This window comes from Desulfonema magnum (assembly GCF_017377395.1).
Lineage (GTDB): Bacteria > Desulfobacterota > Desulfobacteria > Desulfobacterales > 4be13 > Desulfonema_C > Desulfonema_C magnum.
The window spans coordinates 4,887,967-4,909,807 of record NZ_CP061800.1 but is presented as its reverse complement, the minus strand read 5'-3'; the positions used below and the strand labels follow the sequence as shown (position 1 = coordinate 4,909,807).

Genomic DNA, 21,841 nt, shown 5'->3' with positions numbered 1-21,841 from the left:
GCTTTTTTTTTCAGGGATACTTCCGAGTCAGGGGAAAAAGCCGGGTTTCTTGATTCATAAAATCGGGGTTCACAATTCGGGCCGGAGAAGAAACCCGGCTTTTTTTTCAGGGATACTTCCGGGCCAGGAGGAAAAAGCCGGGTTTCTTGATTCATAAAATCGGGTTTCACAATTCGGGCCGGAGAAGAAACCCGGCTTTTTTTTCAGGGATACTTCCGGGCCAGGAGGAAAAAGCCGGGTTTCTTGATTCATAAAATCGGGGTTCACAATTCGGGCCGGAGAAGAAACCCGGCTTTTTTTTCAGGGATACTTCCGGGCCAGGAGGAAAAAGCCGGGTTTCTTGATTCATAAAATCGGGGTTCACAATTCGGGCCGGAGAAGAAACCCGGCTTTTTTTTCGGGGAAGCTTCCGGGCCAGGAGGAAAAACCCGGGTTTCTTGATTCATAAAATCGGGGTTCACAGTTCGGGTCGGAGAAGAAACCCGGCTTTTTTTTTCAGGGATACTTCCGAGTCAGGGGAAAAAGCCGGGTTTCTTGATTCATAAAATCGGGGTTCACAATTCGGGCCGGAGAAGAAACCCGGCTTTTTTTTCAGGGATACTTCCGGGCCAGGAGGAAAAAGCCGGGTTTCTTGATTCATAAAATCGGGTTTCACAATTCGGGCCGGAGAAGAAACCCGGCTTTTTTTTTCAGGGATACTTCCGAGTCAGGGGAAAAAGCCGGGTTTCTTGATTCATAAAATCGGGGTTCACAGTTCGGGCCGGAGAAGAAACCCGGCTTTTTTTTCAGGGATACTTCCGGGCCAGGAGGAAAAACCCGGGTTTCTTGATTCATAAGCCTGACCTCCCGGATTTGCTCCGGAGAAGAAACCCGGCTTTTTTTTCAGGGATACTTCCGGGCCAGGAGGAAAAAGCCGGGTTTCTTGATTCATAAAATCGGGGTTCACAATTCGGGCCGGAGAAGAAACCCGGCTTTTTTTTCGGGGAAGCTTCCGGGCCAGGAGGAAAAACCCGGGTTTCTTGATTCATAAGCCTGACCTCCCGGATTTGCTCCGGAGAAGAAACCCGGCTTTCTTTTTTCAGGGATACTTCCCGGACCGGGGGGAAAAGCCGGGTTTCTTAGCTCGGAAGATTACCCCCAGTAACTTCGGGTAACAGCAAAAACCGAGTCAAAAAGGATGATCAAAAAAATACTGGTGACAACGGCCGAGGTCGCTGCGCTTCCCACAGCAGACGCGCCCCCCTCTGCCTGAAATCCCCTGAGACATCCGACCCAGGCAATCAGCATTGCAAAAACAGCGCCTTTCATCATTCCCCACAGCACTTCGGTCAGCGTAAGGGCTTCGATGGTCCCTTTAATATAGGTATTGGGACTCAGATCAAGCATAAACACGCCCACCATAAGACCGCCTGAAATAGCAAAAAGATTTGAAAAAAGTATCAGAAGCGGAACAACGATAACAGAAGCAATAAGCCTCGGGACAGTCAGAAACAGAATCGGATCAAATCCCATGGTGGAAAGCGCGTCAATTTCTTCAGAAATCTTCATAGTCCCTATTTCTGCAGCAAACGCGGAACCGGACCTTCCTGCCACCACAATGGCTGTCATGATCGGGCCTAACTCCGAAACCATTGCAAAGGCCACCAGCGAAGCAACATAAATGCTTGCGCCAAACTGCCGAAACTGAATGGATGACATAAACGCCATGATCAGTCCCAGAAGAAAACTTATCAGCGCCACAATGGGAAGAGCATCCACGCCGGTTCTTTCCATATGGGTAATGGTATCATTCACACGCAGGGACTTGGGATGAAAACAGACACGGACAGATGAAATCATCACAGATCCGATAAAAGAAACCATGAATTTTATGCCTGAGGCATCTTTTATGACCGATTCACCTAAATGAATGATGAGGTTAAATGCCCTTTTTCTTTTGAGGGGCGTACAGAGTTCATCTGAATTAAAATCTGTCTGAGAAAGGATTTTCTCTGCTTTGCCGCTGATGTTGACAATATCGAATTTCCCCTTCTGTGCGGTCATGAACTGCTTTATTTCAAACAGGACAAGGGAGCCGAAATCATCAAAATATGTCACCCTCTCAAGGTCCGCTATGACAGAAAAGGGGGATTTCTCCCGTATCAGCACAAGCATTTCTTTAAGAACAGGTGGCGACGTTTCAATATCCATCCTTCCGATGAAATGAATTGTCAATTCTCCCTTAGTTCTTTCTGTAATCTCATAAGAACAGAAGGATTTTTGTTTTGTTTTTGTCATGGCAGAAAATTATAAAAATTTGTAAGAAGTACAGGGAAAAGAGATAAGAAAGGAAAAAACGTCCTCTTCTTATATCCTTTCCTTGTTATTTTGTTTGCACAGAAAATTATAAAAGCCGGTCCCCTGCTTCCATTATGTATAGCCGGAGCGTAATAATCCCTGCTTATCACTAATTCATGCAGATGAAGCGAAATTCATAAAAAACGTTCATGATCAGGGTGATAGTCCCGGCTATGAAAATGGATTTTCATGGTAATAAGACAGGTCAGATTTACATACTGGGCCAGGTGTCTTTTGAACAGGACCTTGTTTCAGCCAAAACGCTTTGTATTTTGTCCAGCATTTTACAATCCTCAGTACATGCAGGAAAATCTTTTCTTTTGTCACATTTCCTACAGGGACTTTTGACGAGAGTGCCGACTTCAAAATCAAATTTGTATTTGTAAAAAGTCATTTTTCCAATTTTAAATTTTTTTGAGTTTTCTTGTAATATTAATTTCCAATGCTTATCATAAGTTTTTAACCGTAACAAGTTAAAATGCCTGTTCAATTTAACAAATTTTTTTGAAATGATTTTCTAAAAAACATATATTTTTAAAATAGATATTTCAAATGATGCTTGACAGGCTATCTATAATATATTTAATGGTATATTTTTACTCGGTGTTGGCAGCTTTACAAAAAAAAATTATTAAGATATGTTTCAGATTGCCTGAGCCGGCCGTTAAATTTCGTTGAGAATCTAAGCAGGTCTCAGCCATCAGCTTTATTTGATGAAACTTGAAACTTGGAATCCGTTATATATTGCCTGCATGAAAATCCGCGGGCTTTCGGATTTCAAGTTTCAAGTTTCGATTTACAGAGGAGATAAATTAAGTATGGACATTATCAGGTTGTATTCTCGTCGTTCGTTGTTCTGGATAATTTTTTTTACAAGTATGTTGTGCATTGCGATTGATTCCGCGTGTCATTTTGCGTTGAATATCAGTTCTCAGAAAATAGTTTTGTTTTTGTCACAAGCTAACACTGTCAGTTCTGAGACAGGGGAATTTATTCGGCAGGCTTCTACAATTATTGACATGCTTAAATTGTATTTTGTACCTGTTTCAACTGGATTCTTCTTCCTGTTCGGATTGCTTCTGTGGCTTTTCTTGCGTTATTCTTTTGTGAAACTGATGGAAAAATCATATCTTATCAGCGCAAAAGCTAAAAAGAAGTCGGAAACGACCGCTAAAGAAACGAATTCTGACAAACAGGAAAAAATACAAAATGACAGACGGTTGTTTTTACATTTGCTGTCTGTATTTCAGAAAGAAGGACGCCTGCTGGATTTCTTTTCAGAAGACCTCGAAGATTATGAAGATGATCAGATCGGGGCTGCTGTCCGCAGTGTCCATGAAAGCTGTAAGAAAGTCATGAGCAAATACCTGACATCCGGAGCCGTGCTTGATGAAGATGAGGACGATGAGATCATGATTCAGCCCGGGTTTGATCCGACAGCGATTAAATTAATCGGTAACGTAACTGGTGAACCGCCATTCAAAGGTGTTGTGCATCACAGGGGATGGAAAGTGACAAGGCTTGAACTGCCAACCCTGTCCGCCAGCCGAAATCCGGATATCATTGCCCCTGCCGAAGTTGAAATTCTCTAGAAATTGAAGACTGAAATCTGAAGCATCAGCCTTCAGTTTTCAATTAATTTAAGGAGGTGAAATTGTGTCAGATCCAACTTATATCATTGGAATTGATTTAGGTACAACCAACAGTGTTGTCGCTTATACAGAAACAAATATAAAAAAAGGCCAGAAGCCGGATATACATGTTCTTGAAATCCCCCAGCTTGTAGAAGCCGGAGCAGTGGAAAAACGTCAGGTTCTTCCTTCTTTTGTGCTTTTACCCGGAAAACACGATGTCTCAGAGGATGCGCTCCACCTGCCCTGGGATAAGGATAGCAAAATTGCAACAGGTGAGTTTGCCAGAGAACGGGGCAGTGAGATCCCCCATCACCTGATATCTTCATCCAAATCATGGCTCTGTCATACGCTGGTGGATCGGAACAAGCCGATTCTTCCCTGGGAAGCCCCGGAAGAGGTCTCAAAAATCTCCCCCGTGGAGTCAGCTTCGATTATTTTAAAACACATCCGTGACGCATGGAATCACACCATGGCAGCGGATGATGAAACGCTCAGAATGGAAAGCCAGGATGTGTTGCTAACCGTTCCTGCGTCTTTTGACGCGGTTGCCAGGGACCTTGTTGTAAAATCTGCTGAAATGGCCGGTCTTACCAACATCACCCTGCTTGAAGAGCCTCAGGCCGCTTTTTATGCCTGGATTGAATCATCAGGGGACAAATGGCGGGATAATATTAAGAAAGGGGACCTTGCCCTTGTCTGCGATGTGGGAGGCGGTACTTCTGATTTCAGTCTCATCAATGTTACCGATGAAAATGGGGAACTTGTACTGGAGCGGGTCGCGGTGGGAGACCATCTGCTGATCGGCGGCGACAACATGGACCTCGCTCTTGCCTACGCTGTTTTTAGACGGATGTTCCAGAAAGGGAAAAGGCTGGATACCTGGCAGATGCGCGCACTTTGGCACAGTTGCCGAAAAGCAAAAGAAAGCATTCTGGCGGACCCTGAAATGAAAGATTACCCTGTGACGATTCTGGGAGGAGGCAGAAGTGTGATCGGGGGTACAAAAAAAACAAAGCTTTCAAGAAAAGAAATTGAGACCGTCATTCTGAATGGCTTTTTCCCCAGTTGCTCAAAAACTGTAAAACCGGCTGTAAATAAAACCGTAGGTATCAAAGAGGTGGGGCTCTCTTATGAAGCAGATCCGGCCATAACCCACCATGTCGCGTATTTTCTCAATCGTCAGGAAAACCAGAAGCTGCCCACCACCATACTCTTTAATGGCGGTGTGATGAAATCCGAATCTGTCAGGCAGCAGATTGTGAATGTCATTTCATCGTGGATAAAACCGAGTTCCAAGGCAACCCTTCGTGAAATTGAGACAAAGGACTTTGATCTGAGCGTTGCCAGGGGAGCCGCATATTACGGCATGGCCCGCCGGGGGAACGGTATCCGCATACGAGGCGGTCTCAACAAGGCGTATTATATTGGTGTGGCCGCCTCGTTACCGAGTGTCCCGGGTATGCCGCCTCCGATAAAAGCCCTGTGCGTGGCACCTTTTGGAATGGAAGAGGGAACATCAGCCACGCTGGACCAGGAATTTGTTCTTGTGGTCGGCGAACCTGCCAAATTTGATTTTCTGGGTTCATCCTTGCGGCTCCATGATACGGTTGGGACGATTATTGATGACTGGGAAGAGGAAGTTGAGGGAATAACCACCATAGAAACCACTTTGGACGGAGAGCCTGGCACACCCATCCCTGTAACGCTTGAGATAAAAGCGACTGAAATCGGGACCCTTGAACTCTGGTGTGTATCCAGAGAAAACAAAAAGCAAAGATGGAAACTCGAATTCAATGTACGTGAAAAGGAAAGCCAGTAGATCGAAATCTCTCCCTTATATGAATATCCGATTTAATTACTCAGCAGATTGAAAATATAACTCGGTATCTGATCTGACGGCCCGTTATATTCGGCTTCCCTGCTCTGTATCTGTCCTTTCTGCCCGGTTCGGATTGACAAATCCGAACCCGGACAGCCGGATTTACCCATCCGGCGGGAGCAGTCATGGCCTTTTCGATGTGCTGATCTTCAAACACTCAAAACACTCAGAACACTCAGAACACCCAAACACACCAATGAATCTTCTTGATAAACATTATATCATCGGTATTGATCTCGGAACGACCAATTCTGCTGTTTCCTATGTGGATTTGCAGACAGATGAGGACAGAAAAATAAGAATATTTAATGTGCCCCAGATGACAGGACCCGGAGAATTCTCAAAGCTTCCGGTTTTACCATCTTTTCTTTACATTCCCGGAACATATGACATTGCAAAGGAATCCGTGTCTGTTCCGTGGAAAAGGGATGATGATAATTTTACAGGGGCTTATGCCAGGGATCACGGGGCAAAAGTACCGGCCCGGCTCGTGTCATCGGCAAAAAGCTGGCTGTGCCATTCCAATGTGGACAGAAAAGCAAGAATCCTTCCCTGGGGGTCGGGAGATGAAGTTTTCAAAGTTTCTCCGGTTCAGGCCACCGCGGCGTATCTGAAACATATTAAGAACGCCTGGAACAACGCAAAAGGGGATGACGCGGATCTGTATCTTGAGAACCAGGTGATTGTTATCACGGTTCCCGCGTCTTTTGACGAAGTGGCACGGGACCTCACGCTGGAAGCTGCGTCGCTGGCCGGTCTGAGTCATGTCACCTTGCTGGAAGAACCACTGGCAGCATTCTATAACTGGCTCATTCGCCATGAACATCACTGGAGCGAATTTGTAAAGCCAAATGAGCTGATTCTTGTCTGTGATGTGGGTGGCGGAACAACGGACTTTACGCTCATCACATTAAGAGAAGCAGATGGCAGCCCCCGGTTTGAGAGGATCGCGGTGGGGGATCATCTTATTCTCGGAGGAGATAACATAGACCTTGCCCTGGCGAGGCGTCTGGAAAAGCGTTTTTCCAAAAAAAAAGTGTCTCTGACCGGAGACAAATGGAAAACCCTTTGTCATCAGTGCAGGCAGGCAAAGGAAATCATACTGAACGGAGACGCGGATTCGAAAAGAATTACCCTGATGGGAGAAGGAAAGAAGCTTATCGGCGGCACAGTTTCAGCGAATCTGAAACGTAAAGACGTGGAGAAAGCCATACTGGAAGGCTTTTTTCCGCTTGCACATGCCAAAACCCGGAAGAAAAAAACCGAACGCAAGGGCATCACGGAATTTGGGCTTCCATATGAACAGGAACCTGCCATTACCCGCCATCTGGGCTGGTTTTTGGAGCGGCACAGGGCGGATGTGGAAAATGTCTTAGGCAGAGAATTTCGTGCGCCGGACCTGATTCTTTTCAATGGGGGGTCATTGAAAGCCGAGGTCATTCAGGAACGGATCAGAAGTGCCATCCGCCATTGGTTTAAAGAAAAGGACACCAATGTTCCGAGAATCCTTGAAAATCCTGATCCGGATCTTTCTGTTGCCCTGGGCGCGTCCTATTACGGCCTGGTCAAAATGGGAGAGGGCGTGCGTGTGGGAAGCGGAAGCGCACGAGCGTTTTATCTGGGTGTCGCAAAAAAAGAGGAGAAAACAGACAAAGCCGGAGATGCTCAGAAAAAATACGCCATTTGTATTGTGGAGCGGGGACTTGACGAGGGCAGCCATATTGAACTGGCGGACAAAAAATTTGAGGTTTTGGCAAATCAGCCCGTGAGTTTTGATATTTACAGTTCCAGCTTTCGGTCCGGGGACAGGTGCGGCGATCTTGTGGAGATAGACGATTCCCTGACATCTCTTCCGCCGATTCAGACGGTTGTTCAATTTGGAAAAAAGGGCGTTAAGACCAAAATTCCCGTGCAGATTGAAGCGGCCTATACAGAGATGGGAACGCTTGCGCTCTGGTGCCGTTCGGATGTAAGCAGCCATCGCTGGCAGCTTCAGTTTCAACTGCGGGGTGAGACCGCCTCGCCCACCGCTGTTTCAGACGGAGAGGTCTTTGAGGAGGCTGTGGTGAAGGATATCTGCCTAAAAGTCCGTAAGGCTTTTTCGAATGATTCGGACACCCAGCTTCTTGATTCTCTGGTTAAAGATATTACCAAAATGGTGGAAAGACCCAGAGACAAATGGCCCCTCGGTCTTATTCGGGCCATGTCCGATGAATTGCTGGAACTGATCAAACTTCCTAATATTTCAAATAAATTTGAAAGTCGATGGCTCAATCTCACAGGGTTTTGTATGCGCCCCGGATTCGGTGACGGCTTTGATGAGCATCGGATAAAAAAATTATGGAAAATTTATAAAAGGGGTCCGCTTCATGGAAAAAATGCCCAGGTCCGCTCTGAATGGTGGATATTATGGCGCAGGGTCGCGGGCGGTCTGAAACCCGGACAGCAGCGTCAGTTTATCCAGGACCTCACACCGGTGATGATGCCCAAAAAAGGAATAAAATCAAAAATACCGCCCCAGGAACATCTGGAAATCTGGATGGCAGTGGCAAATATGGAAGGGCTTCTGGTCAAGGACAAAGTCAAATGGGGCAGGCAGCTGCTTTCGGAAATTCCCTCTAAAAAATACAAGCCTCAGCATTTTTGGTCCCTTTCACGTATGGGAGCCAGGGAGCTTTTATATGGTCCCGCGGACAGAGTTATCCCTCCTGATGAAGTTTCCTCGTGGATTGAAACCATTTTGTCGCGGGACTGGGGCAATCCTAAGCCGGTGGGAACGGCCCTTGTCCATATGGCGCGTAAAACCGGAGACCGTGTGAGAGATATTGATGTTTCTATGACTGACCGGATTATTGATTGGCTGTCGGAGCATGATTTGCTGAATTCTCATGAAAAAATGTTGAAAGAGATTGTCCCAATGGCAAAACACGAGGAAAATACCATCTTCGGAGATTCTCTTCCTTCAGGGATTGTGTTGCATACATAACAGTCGGTTCGGATTGAGAAATCCGAACCGCCGGCCGGGTTTAGCGTCTCTCGGACCAAGGTTTCCAAACAGATGTCCGCTAATATCCGACAGAATGCAGATAACGCGTCACAGACTGAAAAAATTGCGCTGAAAGCCGCAGAAGACGCGGGAGAAGGCGGAAAAGCAGTTGAGAATACTGTGGCTGCAATGCTTAAAATATCAGAAAAAATTACGATAATAGAAGATATCGCCCGGCAGACCGAGCTGCTTGCGCTGAATGCCGCGATTGAAGCGGCACGGGCCGGACAACACGGAAAAGGGTTTGCAGTAGTCGCGTCCGAGGTTCGAAAACTCTCGGAACGCAGTCAGAAGGCCGCATCTGAGATCAGCAAGCTTTCAGTGGACAGTGTGGATATCGCACAAAGGGCAGGCGAAATGCTTAACAGGATTGTGCCGAATATTCAAAAGACCGCGTATCTGGTTCAGGAAATCAGTGCGGCAAGCAATGAACAGAAATCAGCCGCGGAAGAGATTAATAAGGCCATGCAGCAGTTGGATCAGATCATTCAGCATAATGCCCAGATTTCAGAGGAACTCTCAGCCACGGCTGAGGAACTCTCATCAAGTTCTCAGGGACTGACAGGTGTTCAGGTGAAAAGACTCCGGAATGCTGTTGCATATTTCAAAACAGCGAATGAACACGCTGATCATATTCAAAAAGAAGAATATAAAAAGACAATGCGGACAGATGATGAGGTCTTATCAGATGAGGATATCAGAAAGCTACAGTCTTTCATTGCAAGATCAGATGGTTCATAAGGAAAGAGCGAAGAAAATCCTGGCGATGTTTCTGAGGATAAAAAATTTGAAAAAAAGTTCCTCGAAAATGAAATAACATCGGATGAGGATTCAAATTTTGAAAATTATTAGAATTTCTCCCAGGCGCAATCCTGTCCTGTTTTTTACCCGATGGTTTTCCTTTCCTTCGACAAGCTCAGGAAACCCCGAGTGCCGAAGGCGTGCCCCGGGCCTGTCGGAGGACAGATAAAAGTGAATGATTTAGAATGCCTGACTCAAGGCCATGGACATACAATTCTAAAAGTGACTTATGAAAACAGACAGTGATCAGAGAATAGCTGAGAAAATTTTACAAGTTGCCGACTTGGAAAATAAACAAGTTCTTGAAATCGGATGCGGGGACGGACGCATCACATCACTGATGGTTGGCAAACCAAAACAACTGACTGCCATTGAGCCGGATGCAGAGAAAATCAGAGAAGCTCGGAAAAAAGTATCAGGAGCTGACTTTCGAATTGGCTCAGGCGAAAACCTGAAATTTCCGGATAAATGTTTCGATTTGGTCATATTCACCCTCTCACTTCATCATCAGAACAGCAAACTGGCTATCAGAGAAGCAGGCAGAGTGGTTAAAGACAGCTGCAACATCCTGATTATAGAACCGGTTAATGAAGGGGAGGTTGAACGAATATTTGCTTTTCTTCGTAATGAAGATCAGGCAACGCTGGAAGTGCAGAAATCAATCAGCGAAAGCGGTCTGAATCTTGAACATTCCGAAGTATTTCATGCCAAGTGGATATTTGAAAACAAACAAGATTTATACCAATCGCTCTTTGAGTATTATGATATGTCTTTTGATGCCGATACTGTCCTGCAAATATCCGATCTGATGGGAGCGAAACTGGACACCTGCCCGATAGTTTTGCAGGACATCATGATCATACAATCTCTGAAAAAATATTAAACAGGTTGTCTCATCCGAAAGCAGAGCAGAACGATGAAAGAAGGCTTTACTCGATGACGATGATCAAATCTTTCTTGTCATTCCGTTCGACCGCAAATTTTCATAAACCCAAAGAAAAGTAGGGTGGGTGCAGCGAAGCGGAACCCACCAGACTTAGGAATTTCCAAAAAAATAATCTGCCCGAAATCTAAAAATGTAGGGTGGGTGCAGCGAAGCGGAACCCACCAGACTTAGGAATTTCCAAAAAAATAATCTGCCCGAAATCTAAAAATGTAGGGTGGGTGCAGCGAAGCGGAACCCACCAGACTTAGGAATTTCCAAAAAAATAATCTGCCCGAAATCTAAAAATGTAGGGTGGGTGTAGCGAAGCAAAACCCACCGTCCGCGCTTTTGCTCAGGTACTTAAGACAAACTTAAACTGGCCAGGTCACAGGCTTAAACAAGGAGCTATTTTATGTCATTTATAAAACGTATGCTTTCCAGTATCGGAATAGGTTCGGCCAAAGTAGATACAATATTGCAAAAGGATCAGTTTACTCCCGGGGATCCCGTTGACATTCTGGTAAAAATAACTGGCGGGAAAACAGAACAACAGATCGAAGGTCTCTGTTTTTCCATCCATTGCACCTATGAGGCAAAAAGGACAGAAATGGATGACGAGGGGGAAATGACTGAGACCGATATCACTGAAACAGCGTTATTGGATAAGTTCAAACTGGCAGATGTGTTTGTCATAGGGCAGGAAGAGGAAAAAGAAATTTCCCTGTCTTTTGATCTGCCATTGCATACCCCGCTTACTCTGGGTAAGACCAAAGTCTGGATACACACGGGGCTGGATATCAAAATGGCCATAGACCCGGGAGACAAAGACTATATTGAGGTTATCCCGGGCGATTTGGTCGGCGCATTGTTTGATTCTGTAAGGCAACTGGGATTTGAACTGACAGAGGCCGAATGTGAAGCGATATCTTCCGGTTTCCCTGGAAAACTGCCCTTTGTTCAGGAATTTGAGTTCAAGCCTTTCAGCGGCCCCTTTCAAAGCAGACTGGATGAATTGGAATTTGTATGTTTTCCGGAAGCGGATTATGTTGAAGTTTTGATGGAAATAGATCGCAAAGCCAAGGGGGTCGTCGGCTTTTTTGCGGAGATGGCAGACATGGACGAAACCCGGGTAAAATTCACCTTTGATGCGGAAGATATTCCGGATCTGACTGATAAAATTTATGAAATCATTGATAGCCGAAGTTAATATAAACAGTCACATTCTTTCCCCATGTCAGGGCAATGCTGCTGATTTAAGCGTAAGCGGGTTTTCCGGTATTTTCTCCGGAGTGCGAAAAATATTTTTTCGCAAGTGCAAAAATATAATTTTTGCACTCCGGATACGTTCGGATTTGCCTAGGTCTCCGGTATTTTCTCCGGAGTGCGAAAAATACTTTTTCGCAAGTGCAAAAATATAATTTTTGCACTCCGGATACGTTCGGATTTGCCTAGGTCTCCGGTATTTTTTCCGGAGTGCGAAAAATATTTTTTCGCAAGTGCAAAAATATAATTTTTGCACTCCGGATACGTTCGGATTTGCCTAGGTCTCCGGTATTTTCTCCGGAGTGCGAAAAATATTTTTTCGCAAGTGCAAAAATATAATTTTTGCACTCCGGATACGTTCGGATTTGCATAGGTCTCCGGTATTTTCTCCGGAGTGCGAAAAATACTTTTTCGCAAGTGCAAAAATATAATTTTTGCACTCCGGATACGTTCGGATTTGCCTAGGTCTCCGGTATTTTCTCCGGAGTGCGAAAAATATTTTTTCGCAAGTGCAAAAATATAATTTTTGCACTCCGGATACGTTCGGATTTGCCTAGGTCTCCGGTATTTTCTCCGGAGTGCGAAAAATATTTTTTCGCAAGTGCAAAAATATAATTTTTGCACTCCGGATACGTTCGGATTTGCATAGGTCTCCGGTATTTTCTCCGGAGTGCGAAAAATACTTTTTCGCAAGTGCAAAAATATAATTTTTGCACTCCGGATACGTTCGGATTTGCCTAGGTCTCCGGTATTTTCTCCGGAGTGCGAAAAATACTTTTTCGCAAGTGCAAAAATATAATTTTTGCACTCCGGATACGTTCGGATTTGCCTAGGTCTCCGGTATTTTCTCCGGAGTGCGAAAAATACTTTTTCGCAAGTGCAAAAATATAATTTTTGCACTCCGGATACGTTCGGATTTGCCTAGGTCTCCGGTATTTTCTCCGGAGTGCGAAAAATATTTTTTCGCAAGTGCAAAAATATAATTTTTGCACTCCGGATACGTTCGGATTTGCCTAGGTCTCCGGTATTTTCTCCGGAGTGCGAAAAATATTTTTTCGCAAGTGCAAAAATATAATTTTTGCACTCCGGATACGTTCGGATTTGCCTAGGTCTCCGGTATTTTCTCCGGAGTGCGAAAAATATTTTTTCGCAAGTGCAAAAATATAATTTTTGCACTCCGGATACGTTCGGATTTGCCTAGGTCTCCGGTATTTTCTCCGGAGTGCGAAAAATACTTTTTCGCAAGTGCAAAAATATAATTTTTGCACTCCGGATACGTTCGGATTTGCCTAGGTCTCCGGTATTTTCTCCGGAGTGCGAAAAATATTTTTTCGCAAGTGCAAAAATATAATTTTTGCACTCCGGATACGTTCGGATTTGCCTAGGTCTCCGGTATTTTCTCCGGAGTGCGAAAAATACTTTTTCGCAAGTGCAAAAATATAATTTTTGCACTCCGGATACGTTCGGATTTGCCTAGGTCAGCACCGCTATCTGTCAGAAGGGAGGCCAAAAAATTATCATCTGTCCGCTCGATGTGTTTGCTGTCACCCGATGATCAGGTTTTCTGACCCGATTCGGACAAAAACCCTGTTATTCCGTCCGCGCCCCGTCTGAGCCTGCCGAAGTCTGAACTCACGCCGAACGGAATGACAGAAAAAAACCTGAACATCGAGTGTCAGATATGATGATAAAAAACAGCGTCAGTATTCTGCTTTTTTTCAGCAAGCCGGACAGCAATGATAAGTACCTGAGCAAAAATTTTTTATATATTTTTTTCTGCGGGCGGCGGAGAAACCCGGCTTTTTCCTTTGTCGGAGACGCGTCATTCCGGAAAAAAAGCCGGGTTTCTTTCCCGGGCGGATATTAAAAACTTATGATTAGGTACTTATTATCTGCCATTCCAAAAAATGTCTATCTGTAGAGTAGCATATTTCCATGCCGAAATACTCCTTCCGCACTATTGATTTATTTTATATTTACAAATAAAAAATATTCAGATAAAAAATATAAACAAATGAATCATATCCGGAAAAAATCAGAATATTTAGTCAGTAATATTTTGATTTTATTTAAATAATACTTTGAACAGTTTTTAAAAACTATATAAAAAATATAGGCGATGATACATTAGCAGCCACAACAAAAACAGGAAAGTTCTGAAATTTTTCCTGAGACTCGTCTGACACCTGACATATTTTCATAGTCAGCAGATCGAAAAAATTTTCAGGCCCCCGGGGGCGGACAGGAAAGAAACCCAGATTTTTCCGGAGGGTGACACTTTGTCCGGGAAAAAAGCCGGATTTCTCGGCTGTCCCGCCCACAGCCCGGAAACTTTTCGATCTGCTGATAGTTATAAAAACCGGTAATGTTCAAAAATTGGAGCTAAATTTTTTAACTCTTTGAATCAATTTAGGAAATATCGGCTCAAATCCAGTTTTAGAACACTACCCAAAAACCCTGTGAACCGTTGCTAATATCATATTGTTTTCGGAGGAATCTATGACTTTCACTATTACAACGACTGATGCTGCTGTTCCCTCATTACTAAAACTTTCCTTTAAATATGTGATTGCTGTCTCACTGATAATAAACAGTTATTCCTGCTCGCCAATTGAGACGGTTATTATTCATCAGACCGGACCCGTTTTTTATCAGGCCGGAAATATTGAAACAGATATGACAGATGATGAGATAAATAAAAATAATACAACAGACAACTGTAATGATAAAGAATTTATTTCGGGAAATAATAACACTCACAAAAAAAATGAAGCAGTATCTGTCACATCCCGTGATCTGTTGTTTTATTCAAAATATTCCAAAAAATTAGGGATTAATTTTAACGGCACAGAAAACAGGGATTTACTTATGTCAGTAGATAAATGGCTGGGAACCCGTTACAAATGGGGAGGCTGTTCAAAGTATGGGATAGATTGTTCCTGTTTTGTCAAATCTGTCTATAAGGATGTCTATGGCATAAATTTAAACCGCACCTCACGCAGTATGTATTATAATGATTTGATTCCTATTCAGAAAAGCGAGCTACAGGAAGGGGATATTCTTTGTTTTAAAATGGAGGGCAAAAAGATTTCGCATGTGGGCATTTATTTGAAAAACAATAAATTTGCCCACGCAATTAAAAAAGGAGTGACGATTGGCGATCTCAGTAAAAATTATTACAAGAAAAGATTTTTTGCAGCCGGACGCGTAAAAGGGATGAAAGAAAAGCCTGTGGTAAAAACTTCATTCTGGGCACGTACTTTTCGTTCGTCATCAAATATAAAACTGAGTAAATTACTGATTTTCGAATCACTGTATGATGCAAATGTGAAGCTTGCAAAAAAATCAAAATGTTCCAAGCGTTATCGTGCGTCAGCCTCTGCTCCGGAAAATAAAACAGCAGGAAATATTTAGGTGATCTCCGGAAAAAATATACTCCGGCGTGTTTTTCAAGTCAGTGTTCACGCTGTGTGATACAGCGTGAACACTGAACTGTGAATTGAAAAATAGCCAGTTCTCGCGTTACAGTAATCTTACCGTTATCTGTCTTCAAATTTCTGCTTTCAATCATTATCCATGAATGATTCGTTTCCGATGTTCACTTCCTTATATCCGCTCACAGCTTTCTCATATTTGTTTTTGCGTTTTTGCTAACAGCCACAGTGCCTCACAAATAAGAACAAAAACGGGATATTTTCCTTTTTTTATCCCTTTTCCCCGTAATGTCCGATCAATATCAGACCTCCGAGGTTTTCAAAACTTCGGAGATATTTTGTTCGTCAGAATAATCATTGCGGTCAGACAGTAGTAATTTTACTCGACGTTCAAATTTTTCTGTCATTCCGTTCAGCGTGAGTTCAGACTTCGACAAGCTCAGTCGGGTTGTCGAAAGGAATGACAGATTTTTTGTCCGAATCGGGTCAGAAAACCTGATCATCGAGTTTTACGAACAAAAAACAGCCCTGATAGCGATCTGCATGCGGCCGCCCTCGCAAAATAAAACATTTTTTAACAAACATATCACTTAAAGGTTTCCCGAAATTTTATTTCTGCGCTGTAATCTGTTTTAAAATAAGAGATCACAATATCTCCTTTATATAAGTACCTAATTTTAAACCGCTTTTTATCGCAATCCGCTTTTTTGTTTACATTTTCTGACAGTTGTCATACAAATCCTTCAAATTTAAAAATTCGGGAGGTCAGGTTATGAGATTTCATAAATTCAGAGACGCCGTACTGAATAAAATCAGTATGAAATTCAGATTGCGGATTGTCTGTCTGTGGTATCTGATATCACTCATGGCTGAAACCCGGAAACATTCTCTGACTTTCGCATCCGAACTGTCGGGGACGGAAAAGTCCGCTTTCAGTAAATTTTTAAAGAATAATAAGGATGTTGCAAAATATTCTTTGGAAAGTCTTTCGAAAAAACAGGCCAAAATATATTCGAAAGTCCTTGAAAAAACGAAGTCTCTTCCGTGGCGTGTTTTTATTCTCATCGACAGCACGATGCAAAATCGCAGCAGCCTGAAATCCGAAAATGTGCAGAAATTCAATCATGGGAAAGGTTTTGTCATCGGACACCGGTGGACAAATATCCTTTTGTTTTTTAACGGAATAATAATTCCTCTTCCTCCGATCCCTTTTTATACGAAAAAATACTGCCGGGAAAACGGGCTGACGTACATGACAGAACATGACAGAGTTGTCGGATATCTTAATGATCTGAATTTGTATGAATATGTCGGTTTTCACAAAGATAATGAGGTTGTCGTTCTGACCGACAGCGGCTATGACAATAAAAAGATACAAAACACGGTTCTGAACAGAGGATGGCATTTTGTCACCGCCCTGAAAATTTGCCGGGGCGTGAAGTCGGAGGCGAGGTATGCGAAAACTCCGAAGTCCTCCGGATGGGACGGGGTCGGATTGTTTTTTAAAAAATATCGGAAGCTTGCATGGCAGACCGTGCGTATTCTCACGGACGGCCCGAAAAGAAGGCGGAAGGAGTTCCGCGTGCGACATGCCGAGGTTTTTCTCAAAGGTGTGGGAAAAATAAGAGCGGTATGTTCCGAATTTAAAAGAAAACGCGACGGACGTCGCAAATATCTCGCATGCGGCGACCTGAAGGCAACCCTCTGTCAGATTCTCACCGCATACCGGCTCAGGTGGAAAATCGAAATTTTTCACAAACATGTCAAAATGCATCTCGGATTCGGAGATATTTCCGCAAAGCATTTCTCCTCCGTCGAATCGCATGTCAGTCTCATTTACTGTGCCTATATTCTGCTGAATGCCGGTCTTCCGGGAATCGGAACAGACGGCACGATTCCGGAAAAGCAGCGGAGAGTTGTAAAAATTCCGGAAAATAAAAAAACAGCAAATATTATTCATGAGTTAACCAAAATAGGAGGTCCCGACAGATATAAAAATGAGTTAAAATCGGTTCTTGCCGCATGACGAATTTGTAAATCCTCACCAAATAAGGCTCTGAGAGTCAGAATTAAATTTTCGGGAAAGTTTTAAGTAATAAATAACGGCTCTTATATGAACGATAAACGCTGAATCCCTTCCTGGCAAGGATTTACAGATTAGGAACAAAATTTCGGGCAACATTTAAGTAAAGACAAGCCGATATGAAAAAAATCCCGAGCGGAAAAAAAATCAGCTCAGAGCCGGAAGAGAGGGGAGTTGTTTTTTGTCACAGGCATTTTTTATTCTTTACCTTTTTATTAATTTTGTTTCTGAATCACTGGTTCAAAAAAACTTTCTTGACTGTAAGAGATTTTAAATGTTAAAATAATTGTTTTTAGAAAAATCAGATGCTTTAACCAAGATGGTATCGGAATTTGCAAACAGGCTTTTTAAAAGCATAATCTGCCGCATATAAGCAATATTCATATGGTTGCCCTGCACATCAGAACACATATTTTCTCAATATTCTGTGTACAGGACAAAAAATTAAGAAGTCTTTGATGCTATCAAATGTGATTATTTGGGGTGAAAATCACTTAACTGTTTGCTATTAAAACTTATCCCGGAATATGTTTTTTATCCTGCACATCATTCAGTATTTAACAAAACATTGGCTTACACAGAGAAAAGCCTGTTGATGACCGGTAATTCATAGGTACTGGCCAGCCTTTTTATCAAAAGGCTTCTTCAGACGTTCGATAAGATAAACATCAATTGTCAATTGTAAGACAGGTCACTGGCGATTGGCCGTTGCCGCTGACCCCATCGGAGGAATTATGAACACCGGTAAAACATTACCCCGGATTCGAATATTACTGGTCGGAACTAGCGAAGAAGAATTTCTCAGTTTCCGCCGGACATTTGAAATCCATAATGTCGCTGCCGAGATCACTCACTATGCAAGAGCTGAAGAAATTTATGAACGAATTGGAGAGGAATCCTTTCAAGGTTTAAAAAAAATCGTAAATCTGAACTATGATCTGATTGTCATTAACTACAAATTACCCGGAATGTCCGGTCTGGATCTGTGCCGAAAGCTGCTTAAACAAGACATTTCCCTGCCGCTTGTATTCCTTACTGAGGCTGGCACAGAAAGTCTTGCTGCCGAAGCAATCAGAGCCGGGGCTGAGGATTATCTGATAAAAGACTCCGGTCAGTTCTATTTGGAACTGATTCCTATAATTTTTTCGAATGTGGTGCAAAGGAGAAAAGATCGCCTGGCTTCTCAGTCAGCGGAAGAATTACTGCGGGAGACTGAAGAAAAGTATAAATCCGTGATGAACGCGACAGAAGACCCCGTGTATATCTGCTCGCCGGATTTTCGTATTACATACATGAATCCGGCAATGATCCGACGAACAGGACGAAATGCCTTAGGAGAACGCTGTTACAAGGCGTTGCATGGTCGTGAAAAAAAATGTCTGTGGTGTCTTCACTGGAAAACACAAAAAGGCGAGCGATCTGATTTTGAAATACACAGTCCCAAAGATGGTCATTTTTATCATGTTTTCAATTCTCCCATATTTCATCAGGATGGTTCTGTTTCAAAGATGACTATTTTGAGAGATATTACTCAGAAAAAACAAAATGAGGAAATACTGAAAGCGGCAACAGAAGCCACTGAAGCGGCAAACCGGACTAAGAACGAATTTCTGGCAAATATGAGTCATGAAATCCGAACACCCATGAACGCCATTATCGGTATGATTGATCTTGCTCTGAACACCAAACTCGATGCTGAACAACAGGATTTTTTGGAGTCAGCCAAAATTTCGGCTGCTTCACTTCTCCAACTCTTCAATGATATTCTTGATTTTTCCAAGATTCAGACTAACCGTCTGAAACTGGAGGAGACAGATTTTGATCTTCGTGAATTGCTGGAGACAATACAAAAAACATTTTCTATCAGGGCACACCAGAAAGGTATCGGCTTCAGTGCCGACATAAGCCCGGATGTGCCTCATATCGTCAGAGCAGACCCTGACCGCTTGCGCCAAATTTTGGTAAACTTACTGGATAACGCCATCAAATTCACTGAAAAGGGGGCTGTGGGACTTATGGTGACACAAGAAGCGGAACACGAAAAAACAGACGCGGATAATTCCGGATTCTGCCTTTATTTCAAGGTATCTGATACCGGTATCGGCATTTCCTCTGAACAGATCAGGCAGATTTTTAGCGGCTTTACCCAGGCGGATGGTTCCGCGACCAGACGTTTCGGTGGCATGGGCCTGGGTACGACGATTTCCAAAAAACTGATTGAAATGATGGGCGGCTGCATATGGGCGGAAAGTTGTATGGGAAAAGGCAGTATCTTTCATTTTACCATCAGATTCAGACCGGCTTTCCGATCTGTTCAGTCCTCGATACCGGTTTTTCATGAAAAATTTGCAGGCCAAGTCAAAAAAAAGCTCAGAATTTTACTGGCCGAAGATAATCTTATGAATCGGAAACTGGCCATGACAATCCTCAAAATAAGAGGGCATGAGGTTATTGCTGCTGCAAATGGCAGGGAGGCTGTAAAAGCTTTTCAGCAAAAGCATTTTGATATGATTCTCATGGATATTCAGATGCCGGAAATGGATGGTTTCGAAGCAGCAGAACAAATTCGGAATTTGGAAGGCGGAAAGCATATACCCATTATTGCCATGACAGCTCACGCCATGCGGGGAGACCGGGAACGATGTCTGGCAAAGGGAATGGCTGATTATATCAGCAAACCGATTCGTCGTGATGAATTTCTGGCTAAGATTGAAGCTGTACCAAATGATACGGCAGGGCATGAACATAACATCCCAGAATGTCCGAAAAAATCTGAAGAAGTGCTGAACAGGAGCGCACTTATGGATATTGTCGGCGGAAACATGGAACTGGTAAAAAAATTGATCATGCTATATCTGGAAAATCTTCCGAAGCTTATGCTCCAGATAAAAAAAGGGATAGCCTCACATGACAACAAACTTCTCATATTTGCCGCTCATTCTCTCAAAGGTATGAGCTATAATTTATCGGCACGGACTGTTGCCCGGGCAGCATTGGAATTGGAAGAAATGGGACGGACAGGCGACCTGACCCGGGCCGAGGAAACTTATGCTGTTCTGAAAGAGGAAATAGAACGTCTGAAAGCAGCGGTACTTTCCCTGATGGAAGAAAGTTTTTAGTGACTGGTAAGGGATTAACTGGCTAAATACTGAAACGCTGACACAAGGGGGAAAGGAATGAACGCACCACGGAAAATGACCAAAGTGCTGGTTACAGATGATGACATGGCGCAGCGTTTGCTCCTTCGCGCCTGCCTGGAAACGGACGGGTACGAGGTATGGGAGGCAGAAGACGGTTCTGAGGCCGTGGACAAGCTGGCCTCTGAGCCGGATATCAGATTGTTGCTGACAGATCTGAATATGCCCAAAATGGACGGATACGAACTGATCAGGACCATCAGAGAGAAAGAGCTGCGATATACCTATATTATTATTCTCACATCAATGAATGACAGAGAGTCACTGTTGCGGGGATTGTCCGTGGGAGCAGATGACTATCTGACCAAGCCGGTTTTTCCGGATGAACTCAAGCTTCGCCTGAGAGGAGGCACACGACTCCTTAAACTGGAAAGCCAGGATTTACTGATTTTTTCCATGGCCAAACTGGCTGAATACCGAAGCCAGGAGACTGGTTTTCATCTGGAGCGGGTGTCTCATTACACCCGTCTGATTGCCAGAGACATTTCAAAAAACCACCCTGAACTCAGACTGAGTCTCAGCATGGCGGATGAGATCGGCATGGTCAGTTCTCTCCATGATATCGGAAAGGTCGCCATACCGGACAGAATTCTTCATAAACCCGGGAGACTCACACTTGAAGAGTGCAGTGTGATGAAGACTCACACGACTATTGGCGGGGAAATCATTAAGGATATATATGATATGACCGGGTCTCTCTATCTTTGGCTTGCCCATGAGATCGCCATGTACCACCATGAGCGCTGGGATGGCAGGGGATATCCTTTGGGACTTGCAGGAGAAGATATTCCCATATCAGGCAGAATCATGGCGCTGGCTGATGTCTATGACGCCCTGAACAGCAAACGATGCTATAAAGACCCTTTTCCTTATGAAAAAGTCAGAGGCATTATTCTCCAAGAGAGAGGACATCATTTTGATCCGAAGGTGGTTGACGCCTTTCTCCGGCAGGAGGACGCCTGCCTTGCCATAAAACAAAGATTCAGAATCGGATGGAATGAGATGGACAGAAGGAATCCGAATGAGTGCCTTTGAAAATCGTGATTTGGGATTCGTGACTTGGGATTTGAGATTTGGGATTTGGGACTTGGGATTTGTGACTTGAGATTTTGGATTTGTGATTTGTGACTTGTGACTTGTGACTTGAGATTTGAGATTTGCGATTTGCGATTTGAGATCTGCTGAACATCTCTAAATAAACGCTCATGAAAAAGCCGGGTTTTTCGCCCCTGGTTATGAAAA

At 43.6% G+C, this 21,841-nt stretch carries 12 protein-coding genes; 10 read left to right on the top strand and 2 right to left on the bottom strand.

Annotation, left to right across the window (positions count from 1 at the left end):
* Positions 1–1,131: 1,131 nt before the first annotated feature.
* Positions 1,132–2,277, bottom strand: a complete 1,146-nt coding sequence (locus dnm_RS18850) for an MlaE family lipid ABC transporter permease subunit (protein ID WP_276571811.1) — start codon at positions 2,275–2,277, stop codon at positions 1,132–1,134.
* Positions 2,278–3,050: 773 nt separating this feature from the next.
* On the opposite strand from dnm_RS18850, the gene dnm_RS18845 reads away from it, so the two are divergent.
* The 6 genes from dnm_RS18845 (at position 3,051) to dnm_RS18820 (ending at position 11,829) form a co-directional block, all read left to right on the top strand.
* Positions 3,051–3,929 (top strand): DUF2760 domain-containing protein, encoded by an 879-nt coding sequence (locus dnm_RS18845; RefSeq protein WP_207678455.1) that lies wholly within the window; start codon positions 3,051–3,053, stop codon positions 3,927–3,929.
* A 64-nt stretch (positions 3,930–3,993) separates the two neighbouring features.
* A complete protein-coding gene (locus dnm_RS18840; RefSeq protein WP_207678454.1) occupies positions 3,994–5,790 on the top strand; it encodes an Hsp70 family protein in 1,797 nt (598 codons plus the stop codon).
* Positions 5,791–6,046: 256 nt separating this feature from the next.
* Positions 6,047–8,836 (top strand): Hsp70 family protein, encoded by a 2,790-nt coding sequence (locus dnm_RS18835; protein ID WP_207678453.1) that lies wholly within the window; start codon positions 6,047–6,049, stop codon positions 8,834–8,836.
* A 72-nt stretch (positions 8,837–8,908) separates the two neighbouring features.
* Positions 8,909–9,637: a methyl-accepting chemotaxis protein gene (locus tag dnm_RS18830; protein ID WP_207678452.1), complete on the top strand. Its 729-nt coding sequence runs from the start codon at positions 8,909–8,911 to the stop codon at positions 9,635–9,637.
* A gap of 289 nt (positions 9,638–9,926) precedes the next feature.
* Positions 9,927–10,580, top strand: a complete 654-nt coding sequence (locus dnm_RS18825) for a class I SAM-dependent methyltransferase (protein ID WP_207678451.1) — start codon at positions 9,927–9,929, stop codon at positions 10,578–10,580.
* 454 nt (positions 10,581–11,034) lie between these two features.
* Positions 11,035–11,829 (top strand): sporulation protein, encoded by a 795-nt coding sequence (locus tag dnm_RS18820; protein ID WP_207678450.1) that lies wholly within the window; start codon positions 11,035–11,037, stop codon positions 11,827–11,829.
* Positions 11,830–11,978: 149 nt separating this feature from the next.
* Here dnm_RS18820 and dnm_RS18815 read toward each other — a convergent pair whose 3' ends face one another.
* A complete protein-coding gene (locus dnm_RS18815) occupies positions 11,979–12,785 on the bottom strand; it encodes a hypothetical protein (protein WP_207678449.1) in 807 nt (268 codons plus the stop codon).
* Positions 12,786–14,384: 1,599 nt separating this feature from the next.
* Between dnm_RS18815 and dnm_RS18810 the strand changes: the two genes are divergently transcribed.
* From dnm_RS18810 to dnm_RS18795, 4 genes are all read left to right on the top strand, one after another.
* Positions 14,385–15,299: a C40 family peptidase gene (locus dnm_RS18810; RefSeq protein ID WP_207678448.1), complete on the top strand. Its 915-nt coding sequence runs from the start codon at positions 14,385–14,387 to the stop codon at positions 15,297–15,299.
* A gap of 792 nt (positions 15,300–16,091) precedes the next feature.
* Positions 16,092–17,345: a transposase gene (locus dnm_RS18805; protein ID WP_207678447.1), complete on the top strand. Its 1,254-nt coding sequence runs from the start codon at positions 16,092–16,094 to the stop codon at positions 17,343–17,345.
* Positions 17,346–18,136: 791 nt separating this feature from the next.
* The gene (locus tag dnm_RS18800) at positions 18,137–20,521 is read left to right on the top strand and encodes a hybrid sensor histidine kinase/response regulator (RefSeq protein WP_207678446.1); all 2,385 of its coding nucleotides are present in this window, start codon (positions 18,137–18,139) and stop codon (positions 20,519–20,521) included.
* Between the two features lie 57 nt (positions 20,522–20,578).
* A complete protein-coding gene (locus dnm_RS18795) occupies positions 20,579–21,634 on the top strand; it encodes an HD domain-containing phosphohydrolase (protein WP_207678445.1) in 1,056 nt (351 codons plus the stop codon).
* The last annotated feature ends 207 nt before the right edge of the window (positions 21,635–21,841 follow it).

Coding starts and splice junctions, on each gene's coding strand:
- dnm_RS18795 (WP_207678445.1), top strand. CDS start 20,579: ATGAACGCACCACGGAAAATGACCAAAGTGCTGGTTACAGATGATGAC.
- dnm_RS18825 (WP_207678451.1), top strand. CDS start 9,927: ATGAAAACAGACAGTGATCAGAGAATAGCTGAGAAAATTTTACAAGTT.
- dnm_RS18845 (WP_207678455.1), top strand. CDS start 3,051: ATGAAACTTGAAACTTGGAATCCGTTATATATTGCCTGCATGAAAATC.
- dnm_RS18830 (WP_207678452.1), top strand. CDS start 8,909: ATGTCCGCTAATATCCGACAGAATGCAGATAACGCGTCACAGACTGAA.
- dnm_RS18835 (WP_207678453.1), top strand. CDS start 6,047: ATGAATCTTCTTGATAAACATTATATCATCGGTATTGATCTCGGAACG.
- dnm_RS18820 (WP_207678450.1), top strand. CDS start 11,035: ATGTCATTTATAAAACGTATGCTTTCCAGTATCGGAATAGGTTCGGCC.
- dnm_RS18805 (WP_207678447.1), top strand. CDS start 16,092: ATGAGATTTCATAAATTCAGAGACGCCGTACTGAATAAAATCAGTATG.
- dnm_RS18850 (WP_276571811.1), bottom strand. CDS start 2,277: ATGACAAAAACAAAACAAAAATCCTTCTGTTCTTATGAGATTACAGAA.
- dnm_RS18800 (WP_207678446.1), top strand. CDS start 18,137: ATGAACACCGGTAAAACATTACCCCGGATTCGAATATTACTGGTCGGA.
- dnm_RS18810 (WP_207678448.1), top strand. CDS start 14,385: ATGACTTTCACTATTACAACGACTGATGCTGCTGTTCCCTCATTACTA.